Origin of the sequence: Nocardia inohanensis NBRC 100128, assembly GCF_001612945.1 — a bacterium.
Classification (GTDB): Bacteria; Actinomycetota; Actinomycetes; order Mycobacteriales; family Mycobacteriaceae; genus Nocardia; species Nocardia inohanensis.
Window position 1 is genome coordinate 21,641 of sequence record NZ_BDBK01000014.1, and the last position, 14,488, is coordinate 36,128.

6 protein-coding genes are annotated in these 14,488 nt (G+C 68.7%); 4 read left to right on the plus strand and 2 right to left on the minus strand.

Annotation, left to right across the window (positions count from 1 at the left end; all coding sequences use genetic code 11):
• The first annotated feature begins 1 nt into the window (after nucleotide 1).
• The 4 genes from NI1_RS39930 (at nucleotide 2) to NI1_RS25805 (ending at nucleotide 9,431) form a co-directional block, all read left to right on the plus strand.
• Nucleotides 2-6,118: a WD40 domain-containing protein gene (locus NI1_RS39930; RefSeq protein WP_067825620.1), complete on the plus strand. Its 6,117-nt coding sequence runs from the start codon at nucleotides 2-4 to the stop codon at nucleotides 6,116-6,118.
• 85 nt (nucleotides 6,119-6,203) lie between these two features.
• On the plus strand, nucleotides 6,204-6,527 hold the full coding sequence (locus NI1_RS25795) for a hypothetical protein (RefSeq protein ID WP_067825622.1): 324 nt from the start codon (nucleotides 6,204-6,206) through the stop codon (nucleotides 6,525-6,527).
• 160 nt (nucleotides 6,528-6,687) lie between these two features.
• Nucleotides 6,688-8,118, plus strand: a complete 1,431-nt coding sequence (locus NI1_RS25800; RefSeq protein ID WP_067825624.1) for an FAD-binding oxidoreductase — start codon at nucleotides 6,688-6,690, stop codon at nucleotides 8,116-8,118.
• Nucleotides 8,115-9,431, plus strand: a complete 1,317-nt coding sequence (locus tag NI1_RS25805; RefSeq protein WP_067825626.1) for a class I SAM-dependent methyltransferase — start codon at nucleotides 8,115-8,117, stop codon at nucleotides 9,429-9,431. Before NI1_RS25800 ends, NI1_RS25805 begins: the two co-directional genes overlap by 4 nt.
• Here the strand turns inward: NI1_RS25805 and NI1_RS25810 are convergent.
• Together NI1_RS25810 and NI1_RS25815 are read right to left on the minus strand one after the other, a co-directional pair.
• Complete coding sequence (locus NI1_RS25810) at nucleotides 9,373-10,845, minus strand: alpha/beta hydrolase (RefSeq protein WP_067825628.1); 1,473 nt, start codon at nucleotides 10,843-10,845, stop codon at nucleotides 9,373-9,375. The genes NI1_RS25805 and NI1_RS25810 overlap by 59 nt on opposite strands.
• A 60-nt stretch (nucleotides 10,846-10,905) precedes the next feature.
• The gene (locus NI1_RS25815; RefSeq protein ID WP_067825995.1) at nucleotides 10,906-14,436 is read right to left on the minus strand and encodes a serine/threonine-protein kinase; all 3,531 of its coding nucleotides are present in this window, start codon (nucleotides 14,434-14,436) and stop codon (nucleotides 10,906-10,908) included.
• Nucleotides 14,437-14,488: the final 52 nt, after the last annotated feature.

The window sequence follows — 14,488 nt, forward strand, 5'->3', positions numbered from 1 at the left end:
GGTGAGTTCGACGGGAGGGCGGCCCGGAGAGTTCTTCATCAGCTACTCGCCCGCCGACGAACGGTGGGCGACCTGGCTGGCATGGGAGCTGGAGACGGCCGGGGCGGGATATCGGACACTGCTGCAATCCTGGGACTTCGCCCCGGGCACCGACTTCGACGACTTCGCCTATCGCGGGGTGCGGGAAGCGGCGGCGGTGCTGGTGGTGTGGTCGCCGAACTATGTGGCGGCGCGGCACACCAATCCGGAGTGGCAGGCGGCGCTGGACGCGGATCCGGCCAAACTGCTGGCCGTTCGGGTGGCGGGGTGCTCGCTGGAGGCGCTGCCCGCGGGGGTGCGCTGCCTGGATCTGGCGCAGGTGGACGATGGCGCGGCGGCGCGCGACCAGGTGCTGGACTGGGTGGCGCAGCTGCCGGGCGGCCGCAGCGGCCCCGGATTCCCGGCGCGGCGCACCGGATTCGGGTCCTCCGCAGAGCTGCGCTTCGACGGCTCCGACGGGCCGGGGCGGCAGCGCCGGCCGCCGACCGCGCCCGCATATCCCGGCGGTGCGCCGCCGGAGCATCGGCGCACCGAAGTGTCGATCCTGCATGTGGCCGGGCCGCGCTTCGGGCGGACATCCGCCCTCGACGAGACCGCCTTCGATCCGGAAACCCTGCAATCGCAGATCCGGGGCGCGGTCGGCGAACTCGTCGATCAACGGGTGCCCGCGCCGGATCTGCTGGTGGTCAGCGGCGACCTCACCGAATCGGCGAACCTGAACGAATTCCAGAGCGCGGCCACGTTTCTGCGCGGGCTGCGGGTACTGCTCAAGCTGGAGCCCGGCCGGGTCGTGGTGGTGCCCGGCAATCACGATGTGTCGAAGGCGTTGTGCCAGGCCTACATTCTGGAGTGCGAGGCCAACAATCGCCGCCCGCAGCCGCCGTTCTATCGCAAGCTGGAACTGTTCGAGCGCATGTTCGGCGAGGTCTACCGGGGGCTGGACGATCTGGTCTTCGACGGTGCGCAACCCTGGACGCTCTTCCCGATTCCCGAACTGCGCGTGGTGGTGGCCGGGCTCAACTCCACCTTGGCGGCAACGCATCTCGAGGACGACAACTACGGCTTCCTCGGCGACCCGCAATCACTGTGGTTCGCCGAGCAATTGCGCGAATTCGAACGGCTGGGCTGGTTCCGGCTGGGCGTGCTGCGCCACGATCCGATGCCGGACGCGGGGACCTCGCCGTGGCATCCCGAACTATTGCGCGATACCGCGGCGGCGTTCCGGCATCTCGCGCCGCATTTGAACCTGCTGCTGCACGGGCCGGGACCGGGCGGCGTTCATCTGGGCTGGCTGGGCGAGCACCTGCCGGTACTGCCGGCCGCCGGGCCCGGACGGGCGGAGCTCATTCACCTGACCGCGCACGGGTTGACCCGGTATCCGTGCGAAAACCGCAGCGGTACACCGGTTTTCCTGGAGCGCGCCTGGCGCGATGCCGCCGAGACACTGCCGCCGAGCCTGCCCGCGAGCCCCGCGGTGACCTCGCTCGAGAAGCCGCCCGTCACCCCCGAAATCCCGGCGGCTCCGGCCCTGAAATCGCTCGATCTGCTGCTGAACCGGATCGAAGAGGTGTGCCGGGTGCGTTATCCCGGGGCCAAACTGCGGCGCATCCCGGCCGATCTGCCCTGCCTGCTGGTCACCGCCAAACGCGGCGAGGTGGTCGATCAATGGCGCATCGGCGCGCACGACGGCGTGGTGACCTGGCCGATCGTCGAAGAGTTCCTGAATCAGGATCCGGAGCCGGGATCGGAGCTGGTCTACAGCGGCCGATCGCCGGACCGGCAGTTGCGCGAGCGCGCGGGGCTGCGCGGGGTACGGGTGCGCAGCTTCACCGACTTCCAAGGTCTGCTGGACCTCGACGACTATCTGCGCAGGCAGACGGCACGGCTACGCGAGGAACCCCGCTACGCCTCGACCCTCTATGTGCCGCAACGCTTCCGGATCCTGGAGCGCGGGAGCCGGGAGGTCCGCACCGATCTGATCGACGAGCTGCTGCACCAGGTGACCGCCGACGACGGCCGATTCATCCTGCTGCTGGGCGATTTCGGGCGCGGTAAATCATTCGCGCTGCGCGAGCTGGCTTTACGGATCGGCGCCGCGGAACCCAGCCTGGTGCCGCTCTTCATCGAACTGCGCACCCTGGACCGCACCCGCACCGTGGAGAGCCTGATCGCCGCCCACCTGGCGAATTACGGCGAGGACCGGATCAATCTGGCCGCGCTCACCTACATGCTCGAACAGGGCCGGGTGGTGCTGCTGTTCGACGGCTTCGACGAACTGGTCGCCCGGCTCAGCTACGAGAGCGCCGCCGACCATATGGACACCCTGCTGCAAGCCGCCATCGGCAAGGCGAAGATCGTGGTCGCCGCCCGCACCCAGCACTTCCGCTCCCGCGACCAGGTATCGATGGCACTCGGCGAACGCCTGCGCACCCGCTCCGATCGCACCCTGATCAGCATCGAGGATTTCACCGACGACCAGGTCCGGGACTTCCTGGACAACCGCTACCCGGAGGCGGATTCGGCGGCCGCGAACCGGATGCTGCTGCTGCATCGCATTCCGGCGTTGCTGGCGCTGGCCCGCAATCCGCGCATGCTCAGCTTCATCGCGGAACTCGACGAGCACCGGCTGCGCGGCGTGGCCGATGCGGGCGAACTCATCGGCCCGACCATGCTCTACGAGACTCTCCTGGACACCTGGCTGAAGTACGAGATCAGCCGCGCCCCCGCCGATCCCACCGGCCAGCCCGAACTCCGGCTCGACGAACTACGGTCCGCGGTCACCCTTTTCGCGCTCCGAGTCTGGAACTCAGGCGAACCCGACCTGGGCCTGTCCGACCTGGGCCCGGCGGACCTGGCCGAGGTCGCCCGAAGCGTCGCCGACCGCACCACCGGCCCGCACCGTCCCGGCCCCGCCCACCTGGCCCACTACCTCGGTTCCCGCAGCCTCATCGTCCGCACCGACGACAACCGTTTCGCCCTCATCCACCCCTCCGTGACCGAGTGGCTGGTCATGAAGCAGGTGAGCGACGAATTCCGGAGCGGCGCAACCACCCCCGCCGCTCTGACCCAACGCCACCTCAGCGATATGGCGGTCGGTTTCCTCTGCGATCTGGCCGACGTCACCGTCCTGCGCGCCTGGATCGCCCGCGTGCACCCCGAACTCGCCACCGACGCCGACCAATCCGGAACCTCGACTCCCGTCGGCGGATTCGCCCCCGCTGGGGATTTCGACCGCGCACACGACTCGGCTCGCGCCGATGACCCCGGCTCCGGCGGTGAAACCGACGACCCCGATGCAGCCTTTCGGGCTGGGGACGAGACGCGCGCCGACGAGGCTGCTGACGCCGCCGGATCGGGCCGTGCCGATATGAACACCCGCCCCGGTGGCCCGGCCACGGAGATCGCTCGCGCCAATGCGGTGCGGATCGCGACGCGGCTGCACATCATGCCGGGGGCCGATTTGCACGATGCGATATTGGCGGGGGCCGAGTTGGCGGATCGGGATTTGCGGCGCATCAATTTTGCGGGAGCGGATCTCAGTCGGGCGCGACTCTCCGATTCGGCGCTGGATCGGGCGGACTTGCGGGGTGCGCGGCTGATCGGGGCCGACCTCGCGCGGGCGACCGTTGCCGGGGCGGACCTGCGGGGTGCGGATCTGACCGAAGCGAATCTGACCGGGGCCGATCTGACGGACGCTGATCTGAGCGGGGCGCGATTGCATCGGACGCGGCTCGATCATGCCGCGTTGGTGAACGTCACGTTGGATCGTGCCGATCTGACTGCGGCCCGCCTATTGCGGGCGGACCTTTCCGGTAGCCGCGCGGCGGGCAGTCGATGGACACGGGCCGTGTTGATCGAGGTTGCCGGGCGGCCGGCGGATACCGAGCTGGCGGGGGCCATTCAGGTACCGGGCACAACGGCGGGGACCGAATTCGCCCCGGCGACAATCGGAGTCCGGCACGGGATCGATACCCAGCACGGGCGACTGCCGCGGCCGCTGGCCTACAGTCCGGACGGGCGGGCCATCGCGCTGGGATGCGATTACGGCGGGGTGGTCATCTACGGGGCCGATACCGGGCGGACGCTGCGGACCTTGCAGGGGCATCGGGCGCGGGCCGTCGCGGTCGCCTTCACCGAGCACGTAGTGGTGTCCGGCTCGGCGGACGGGACGGCGCGGATCTGGGATGCCGCCACCGGCGAACTGCGAAAACTACTGCGCGACTTCGCGAAATGGCCGTGGCCGTTGGAGGTGAACGGCAGCGGCGAGCTGCTGGCCACCGGGGACGCGGCGGGTGTGGTGCGGGTCTTCGAGCTGCCGGGCGGGGTGCTGCGGCATCGGTTCGCGCCGCCGCGGGGCTTCGCGCAGCGGATCTTCAGCCTGGCCTTCCACGGCGATCGGCTGGCGGCGGGGTACCAGGACGGCACCATCCGGGTGTGGGACAGCCGCGACGGGACCGAAATCGCCACCCTGCCAGGCGATCCCGAATCGGTCCGGCGACTGGCCTGGGATCCGACCGGCACCCGGCTGGCGGTGGGCGGAGCGAACGGGCGGCTGGCGATCTGGGATCTGACGGGCGGGGTGCGGACCCTGGCAGGGCACCGGGGCAGCGTCTACACCTTGGCATTTCATCCCGCCGATCCGGCGGTGCTGGCCAGCGGCGACAATGCCGGGGCCGTCATCCTCTGGAATGCATCGGCGGGCACGGTATTCCGAGAGCGCACCGAGCACGGCAATGTCCCAGTGCACTGGCTGAGTTTCGATCCGGCCGGCGGGCTGCTGGCGACCGGCGACGCGGCCGGACTGGTCTTCGTGCGCGATGCCGCCGACGGCGCGCCCCGGCATCGGCTGGCGGGGCACACCAGCTCGATCTGGCCGTTCTCCTTCCGGCCCGACGGCAGCCAATTGGCCGTGGCCGACGGGCAATCCGCGCTGCGGGTGTGGGATCCGGTCAGCGGGACCTGCTGTCATGTGCTGACCGGACACGGCCGCCACGTGCGGGGCGTCTCGGTCAACGCGGACGGCACCCTCATCGCGGGCTGCGGCAATGACGGCAGCGTCCGGCTGTGGGATTCCGGGACCGGACAGCTGGCCCGGCGGATCGAGGGCGACGACGACGGCATCGTGACCCTGGACTGGGCGGTGTTCTCGCCGACCGATCCGAATCAGCTGGCGACCGTCGCCCGGGACGGGACGCTGCGGGTGTTCGCGGTCGACGGGAGCGTGCACGAACGGCGCATCACCATCGATTCCGCACCGGTCTGGGCCATGGCCTACGACCCGACCGGTCAGCTCATCGCCACCGCCAACGACGACGACACCGTCACCCTGTGGACCTTGAATACCGGTGGGGAGCACGCGGTCTGCGGTGAGCACCGGGGGCGGGTACGCTCCATCACCTTCACCGCGGACGGCGGGCGCATGGCCACCGGCTGCGATGACGGCAAGATCCGGGTGTGGGAGGTCGCCACCGGCGCGCTGCTGGATACGCTCTCCGACCGGCAGCAGGGCGAATCCAGCTGGGACACTCGGGAATCCGAACCGCTCAAGCGCGTCTACGGGGTGGCGGTGCACGCGGACCGGCTGGCCGGCGTCTCCTGGGATGCCACGGTGCGGGTGTGGAACCCGCGGGCCGAGCAACCGCTGTACCGGCTCAGCGAACACCACGGCAAGCTCTGGTGCGCGGCGGTGGATCGCAATGCCGGACTGCTCGCCACCGCGGGCGACGATCTGGTGATCCAACTGTGGGATCTGGCCTCCGGGCAGCTGCTGCACAGCCTGGCGGGGCATCGAAACCGGGTGCGGTCCTTGGCTTTCGACCCCACCGGCAGCCTGCTGGTGAGCGGCGGGAACGACGGCTGCGTGATGCTGTGGTCGATGGGTGACCCGCCGGCGCTGCTCGCCACCCTGCTCGGGCTGCCCGAGGGCTGGGTGTCCTTCACCCCCGACGGCCGCTACAAGACGGAGGGGCTGACGGCGGGCCAGTTCTGGCAGGTGATCGGCATGTACCGGTTCGAGGTCGGTGAGCTGGAGCCGTATCAACCGCAGATCCGGCAGATCCCGCTCGACGAGCGGCTGTGAGCGCGGCCCGGTCCCGCTATGCTACGCCGCAGCGATCCGGCCGGATCCTGCTGCCGTACCGGGTTTTTCGAGGAGAACGCTCGCCATGCACACCGTGCGTCGCGTCAAGGACGCGGTGCCCTATCTGCTCTGTGCCGTTTTCGGGGCCGGTCTCATCATCGGTGGCACGGCCTCGCTGGCGGACAGCTCCGGCAAGGTGATGTGCGGCTGGCGCCAGATGCATCCGGGCGACAACTGCTCCATCACCCGCAACGGCCGCACCACCACCCGCTCCTTCGATCAGCAGCGTGCGGACAGCGGCTGGGCGCCCTGGATTCTGCTGAGCATCGGCGGCTTGATGGTGGCGGGCGGGGCGGTCGGGCTGACGGCCGAATTCCGGCGGGAATCGGACTTTCTGGCCACCAGATAGTTAGCAAGCGTAAGAATATTCACTTCGGCAGCGGGAATAGACTCGGACAGAAGCAGGTGAGGGCGGTAGACACCCACGAAAACCTTGCGTGAAAAACCGCCCCGCCGGTGTCATCTTGCTGGCCGGACCGACCGGTCCACGATAGGTTCCGAGGGTGGCAGTGAGTCTGTTGGGGAAGGCCGGCCGCGCACCGGCCGCACAGGAATCGGGTTTCGCCGCGCATCGGGCAGGCGTCGATCGACTGCTGGCGTCCTATCGCGCCATCCCACCCGATGCCAACGTTCGCCTGGCCAAGAAGACGTCCAATCTCTTCCGCGCCCGGGCCAAGAACCCCGCACCCGGGCTCGACGTCTCCGGATTGAACCAGGTCATCGCGGTGGACCGGGAAGCCCGGACCGCCGATGTGGCCGGGATGACCACCTATGAGGATCTGGTCGCGACCACCCTGAAATACGGGCTGGCGCCGCTGGTGGTGCCGCAGCTCAAGACCATCACGCTGGGCGGGGCGGTCACCGGGCTGGGCATCGAATCGACCTCGTTCCGCAACGGCCTGCCGCACGAATCGGTGCTGGAGATCGATGTGCTGACCGGAGCCGGGGAGATCATCACCGCCACCCGGGACAACGAGCACGCCGATCTCTACCGGGGCTTTCCCAACTCCTATGGGACGCTGGGCTATTCGACTCGGTTACGAATCGAGCTGGAAGCGGTGGAACCGTATGTGGCATTGCGGCACATCAGGTTTCATGATCTGCGGGAGCTGGAGGCGACCATGGCGCAGATCATCGCGGACCGCTCGTATGCCGGGGAGCGGGTCGACTACCTCGACGGCGTGGTGTTCAGTGCGGGCGAAAGCTATCTGACCGTCGGCCGCCAGACCGACGAACCCGGCCCGACCAGCGATTACACCGGTATGGACATCTACTACCGGTCCATTCAGCACGATGCCGGGACACCCAAGCGGGACCGGCTCACCATCGCCGACTACCTGTGGCGCTGGGACACCGACTGGTTCTGGTGCTCACGGGCTTTCGGCACCCAGAACCCGAAGATCCGGCGCTTCTGGCCGAAGAAGTACCTGCGCTCCAGCTTCTACTGGAAGCTGATCGCGCTCGATCACAAGTACCACATCGGCGACAAGCTCGAAGCGCGGCAGGGAAATCTGCCGCGCGAGCGGGTGGTGCAGGACATCGAGGTGCCGATCGAGCGCACCGCCGACTTCCTGGACTGGTTCCTGCGTGAGATTCCCATCGAACCGATCTGGCTGTGCCCCTTGCGATTGCGGGACACCGAGGGTGAGCAGCCGTGGCCGCTCTACCCGCTGGAACCGGGCCGCACCTATGTGAACATCGGCTTCTGGTCGGCGGTGCCCACCGTGGCCGGACAGGTCGAGGGCGCGGCCAATCGCGCCATCGAGGCCGAGGTCTCGCGGCTGGACGGGCATAAATCCCTGTACTCGGACGCCTATTACTCCGAGGAAGACTTCGCCGCGCTGTACTACGGCGGCGACACCTACAAGCAGCTCAAGCAGCACTACGACCCGGATCATCGTTTGCTGGATCTGTATTCGAAGGCGGTGCAACGCAAATGACCACGTTCAAGGACCGTTCCGACGTATTCGCCGAGCTCGGAACCAAGCTCACCATTGCCGAGATCTTCGAGACCCTCATCGATGGCCCCGTACCCATCCGGCTGACCGCCTACGACGGCAGCAGCACCGGGCCCGAGGACTCCGAATTCGGCCTGGAGATCAAGACGCCGCGCGGGGTCAACTACATCGCCACCGCACCCGGCGACCTCGGCATGGCGCGCGCCTACATCTCCGGTGACATGGTCGCCCACGGCGTGCACCCCGGCGATCCCTACGAGCTGCTCAAGGCCATGGCGAACATGAAGTTCCGCCGGCCCACCGCCATGCAGCTGGTGGTCATCGCGCGCTCGCTGGGCTGGGAACTGCTCAAGCCGGTCGCGCCGCCGCCGCAGGAGACGCTGCCGCGCTGGCGGCGCATCGCGCTGGAAGGATTGCGGCACTCCAAGACTCGCGACGCGGAAGCCATCCACCATCACTACGACGTCTCCAATACGTTCTACGAGTACGTGCTGGGGCCGTCCATGACCTACACCTGCGCGGCGTACGAGGATCCGGCCTGGACCCTGGAACAGGCGCAGGAGAACAAGTACCGGCTGGTCTTCGAGAAGCTGAACCTGAAGGCCGGGGACCGGCTGCTCGATATCGGCTGCGGCTGGGGCGGCATGGTGCGGTACGCGGCCAAGCGCGGGGTCAAGGTGATCGGGGCGACGCTCTCGGCCGAGCAGGCCGAATGGGCGCAGGCCAAGATCGCCGAGGAAGGACTCGCCGAGCTGGCCGAGGTGCGGCACTCCGACTACCGCGACGTGCGGGAATCCGGGTTCGACGCGGTCTCCTCCATCGGGCTCACCGAACACATCGGGGTGCACAACTACCCGGCCTACTTCGAGTTCATGAAGTCGAAGCTGCGCGACGGCGGGTTGTTCCTCAACCACTCCATCACCCGGCCCGACAACAAGCACACCACCAAGGCGGGCGATTTCATCGACCGGTACGTGTTCCCGGACGGGGAGCTGGCCGGATCGGGGCGGATCATCTCCGAGGCGCAGAACGTGGGGCTGGAGGTGCTGCACGAGGAGAACCTGCGGTACCACTACGCGCTCACCCTGGCCGAATGGTGCGACAACCTGGTGCAGAACTGGGATGCCGCCGTCGAGGAGGTCGGCGACGGGACCGCCAAGGTGTGGGGGCTATATATGGCGGGCTGTCAGCTCGGGTTCGAACGCAATGTGGTGCAGCTACACCAGGTCCTCGGCGTCAAGCTGGGGGCCGACCAGGCGTGGACTGTTCCCCTGCGCCCCTGGTGGAAGGCGTAGCCGACGCTCGGACCGCGCCCAGGCGTTCGGTCAGCCAGGGGAATGCCGAGGTGAAGGCCGCGGCGGCGAACTGCCAGGTGTGACCGCCTTCGGTGGTGTACACCGTGCAGTCGATGGCGACCCGGCGGCCCTGTTCACACAGGGCCGCCGCGGCGCCGACCTCACCGCTGTCGTAGACGGCGTCTCGACCGCCGTAACCGGCCGAATCATCCTCCACCGCAGTACGAGTGGGGCGATTGCGACCGTATCCGCCCTGCCGCTGGGGCGGCGTCAGATCGTCGAAGAGGCCGACCGTATCGGCGTACGGGCCGTGCTTCGCCATCACCGTCGCGGGGTCGAAAGCCGCCCAAGCCTGCGCGTCGCCGCCGAACAAGCGGCGAATGGATTGTTCCTTGCTGCCCGAGTTCGGTCCGGCGTCACCGGCGATATCCACGAAGGTGTGCAGTAATTCGGGATGCATGACCGCGAGATCCACCGCGCAGGTGCCGCCCATGGACCAGCCGACCGCCGCCCACCGCGCCGGATCGCGCGCGACCCCGAACTCCGACTTCAGGTAATCAGGCACGTCCCGGGTCAGATGGTCGGCGGCATCGCCCCGCGGACCGTTCACGCATTCGGTGTCGTTGTTGAAACTGCCACCGGCATCGACGAATACGAGCACCGGGGCCACTCCCCCGTTGCCCGCCACGAAATCGTCGACGGCGGGCATGATCTGGCCGCTGCGCACCCAATCGGCCGGGGTGTTGAACTCCCCGCCGATCATCATCACCACCGGTAACGCGGGCGGTTCGGCGCCTTCGAACCAGGCGGGCGGCAAGTACACGTACTCGGTCCGATGCCGGAAATCGCTGCCCGACTCCGGGATATCCACCGGCACTATTCGTCCGGGCCCGACATCGGTATTCCGCAGCGCCGCCAGCTCATCCGGATCGGTCTGATGCGGCAGCGGCTCCGCGGTCGCCGCCGCCCACGCCGACTGCACCGTCGGGTAGTAGCCCACCCATTGATTCAGCACCACGCTCGCATTCAGCAGGGCGACCGGCACCGCGAGCACCGCCACCACCCGCTGCCAGAGCGCCCCCGACCGCAGCCCCGCCACCGCGGCCACCAGCGCCGCCACCGTCACCCCGATACACACCCACAACAGCATCGGAGCCGGATTCGACGCCAGCCCTTCATCATTCATGTAGGCCCAGGCACCCCACGCGGCCGCCAGCCCCGCGACCGCGCAGACCGGCACCCACACCGCCCACCACCGCCGCGAAGCCCGCGCGAACGCCACCACCAGCAGCAGCACCGCCACGAACAGCAACACCTGCGGCACCCAGCCGTGCAGCAGCGACAGGCCGTGATGAAAGGCCCGGCTACCCGATTGACCTGGGGTCGGCGGCGGTGGAGGCACGACGGTGATCATCGCCCGCGTTCCTCGAGAAACGCTGTGAATTGCCTCCGGGATGCCTGTCGGGGCTTTCGCTCAGAGCAGGCCGTCCAGGAAGTTGCGGGGGATCTCCACCGAATCGACTGTGCCCAAAGGCATTTCGTTGCGAAGAGTACGCAGGATGCCGAGTACGCCCGGGCCGGCGTCCAAAAGCGGGCGGGTCCAGCCGAGTTCGGCGCAGCGCACCACCGCGGGGGTGAGGGTGGCGATGGATTCGCCCATCCAGCCGGCGGCGGAGAGGCATTCGGCGAGCAGGATGGCGGTGTCGAGTTCGGCCCGGGGACGGTGCTGTTCGCGAATGCGGCCGTGCAGCGCGCGGGCGCGTTTGACGGCGGTGTCGTCGGTGCCGAGCGGGGCGAAATCGTCGGGGGCCCGGTCGTCGCCGTTGTAATGGCGGTAGAGCAGGGCCCGGACGGTGGCTATCTCCTCGGCCTCCGCGCCCAGCGCGGCGGCGCCGGTGGCATGACGGACCGGACGGACCATGGGGTCGGTGACCAGGCCGGCGGTCAAGGGATCGGTGGGCAGGCCGAGCCGCAATCGTTCGGCCCGGATATGGGCGGCCAGGCGAGTGAGCTTGCGGTCCACCGCGATACGCGCGCCTTCGTCGAGCCGGGCCGTGGCGGTCTCCAGGTCGCCACGCACCGCCTTCACCCGGGCGCCGATCACGAAGATCGGAATGAGGAAGTCGACCGGGCCGACCTTCGGGAGCAGTTCGTGGCTTTGATCGAGCAGGCGTTCGGCGCCGTCCAGGTCGCCGCGCCGGTAGGTGACCTCACCCAGCAGGGCGGCGGCCACCCGGACCGCGTGTGAGCGCGGACCGGAGCGATCCCGGGCGGTCTGCCAGGCCAGGTCGAAACACTGGTCGGCGGCGGCGATATCGAGCTGTTCGTAGGCGGCGGCACCCTGCCCGCAGAGGCCGAACACTTCGCCCAGCGGGTCGGCGGAGCGGGCGTGATAGGGCGCGGCCCAGTCCTGCGTTTCCCGTGCGCCGACGAAGTCGAATTCGCAAAGGCGCACGTAGGAAGCGAGATTCGCGGCGGTGGACACCGTCCAGGCCGGAAGCTCGTCGGCCAGGCGCAGGCAGTCGGCGAGGCGCTCCAGCACACCCTCGGTGCGATCGCGCGCGATCCGATCGGCCGCGCCGAGCACCGCGGCCTGGCAACGCTGGTTCACCGCCTCGGTATCGGTGGGCGAACTGCGGGCCAGCATATTGGAGAGACGGCCCAGCGCGGTGCGGGCGGCCCCGGACTGTTGCAGGTTCACATTGGCGCGCGCCAGCGCCATCAGCAGCTTGGAACGCGAAGTCACCTGCTGCACAGGAAGTTTCGAGACCGTCCCGAACAGCGTCGCCAGCCGCGAGCGATCGATCAGATCCATGCCGCCGTTCTCGACCAGGTCGAGCGCGAACTTGAAATCGGTGGCCGCCAGCGCGTGATCCACCGACTGCCGCAGCAGCTGATGCTCGGCGAACCAGCGGGATGCCTTGCGGTGCAGGGCTTTCCCCACACCCGGTTGCGAACGCTCCAGGCGCGCCCGCAGATGCTCGGCCACCATCGGCTGCATTCGGTACCAGTTCGAATCGTCGGAGAGCCGGTGCACGAACAGTTCCCGCTGCTCGGCCTGCTCCAGCAGCTGCGCCGCATCGGCCATACCGGTCAGCGCCTCCGCCAGCGAGGCGTTCACGCGCTCGGGAATCGCTATGGCGCCGAGGAATTCGAGCATGCGCGGTTCCAGCGCGTCCAGCACGTTCTCGGCCAGATAGTCCCGGATCGACTTGTTGTCCCCGGACAGCCGCGCGATCAGCTGATCCGCGTCCTGCCCGGCATGGCGCAGCGACAGGCTCGCCAACTGAATCGCGGCCGGCCAGCCGTCGGTGGCGGTGTGGATCTGCTCCACCTGCCGGTCGGTGAGCTCCAGCCCGGTGCGCTCCACCAGGATCTGCCGGGTCTCCTCGGGGGTCAGCCGCAGCTGCGCGGAGCCGATCTCGACCAGCTCGTCGGCCACCTTCATCCGACTCACCGGCAGGCCGGTGTGCTCGCGGCTGGTGATCACGAAACGCAAATGGTGGCAACCATTGTCGAGCAGAGCGTCCATCACCCGGTGCGCGCCGTGATCGGTGATCCGATGCCAGTCCTCCACCATCACCACCACGGTGCTGCCGCCGGCGTGCACTTCGTCGATGAGCGCGGAAACCGCGTACGGCACCGCTTCGGCGGTCCGTTCCTCGAGCACCTGCTCCAGACCGGCCCCGATCTCCGGCCGCACCCGGTGAATGGCCGCGATGATGTGCGCCAGCAGCCACACCTCGTTGTCGTCGTCGCGGTCGATGGCGATCCACGCCACCGACATTCCGCGATCGGTGAGCTCGGCGCACCATTGCGCGGCCAGCGTGCTCTTGCCGAAGCCCGCCGGACCGTGGATGACCGCCAGCCGCCGGCGCCCGCCCGCCCGCAGCGGTTCCAGCAGCCGCGGCCGGGGCACCGGTTCGCGCGCGGGTTTCGGCGGCCGGAATTTCGTGGTGGCCGTAGGGGGCAGCGTATTGCCCAGCGATGTCGTGCCGGTATTGGGGAACGCTTCGGTGAACGGCCCGGCCGGCCGGAAGGAGAGCGACCGGCCGCGCGGCGCGGTCACCACCGTTCCGGTGCGCTGCCGCGAATAGCCTTGCGTGCCGGTGGGATCCGTCCCGTCGGCGGTGCCGGTGAGCTCCCCGTCGAGCAGGGCCATCTCGTCGGGCACCTGTCCGTGCTCGCTCTGCACCCCGCGCAGCAGTTCCCCGAACTCCTCCGCGCTGGCGGGCCGATCACGCGGGTCCGTCGCCATGGCCGCTTCGATGGCCGCCGCGACATCGGAGGGGATTTCGTGCTCGCGCAGGTTCGGCAGCGGCTGGCTGGTGATGCGCAGGAACTGGGCGACCACCTTCTCCCCCGCCTGCCGCTCGTAGGCGGCGTGCCCGGTCAGCAGGGCGAACATGGTGGAGCCGAGGCCGTACACATCCGAGCGCACCGTCGGCTCGTCGCCCTTGAGCACCTCGGGCGCGGTGAAGGCGGGCGAGCCGGTGATCAGCGCGGTGGAGGTGCGGAATCCGCCTGGGATGCGGGCGATTCCGAAGTCGGTGAGCTGCGGTTCGCCGTACCGGCTGAGCAGCACATTGGCCGGCTTCACATCCCGGTGCAGGATCTCGGCGCGATGCGCGCTCTCGATGGCCCCCGCCAGCTTCACCCCGACCCGCAGGGAATCCTCCCAGGTCAATGGACCGTTCTCCCGGACCAGGCGCTCCAGCGACCCGTGCACGGCGTACGGCATGACGATGAACGGCTGGCCCGCAGGCGTCACATCGACCTGAAGAATGTCGACGATATTCGGATGCCCGGACAGCCGCCCCATGGCCTGTTCCTCGCGCAGAAACCGCTCCCGGCTCTCCTCGTCTATCTCCGAGGAGAGCACCTTCACGGCTACAATCCGATCCAGCGTCTTTTGCGCACAACGGAATACGACACCGAACCCGCCGCGACCGATCTCCTCGGCGTCGAACAGGCCCATGGCCTCGAGCTCGTCGGTGATGGTCATGGGGATATACGCCGCTGTGGCGGATTCGGCTCCGGTGGATTCACTCCGGGAG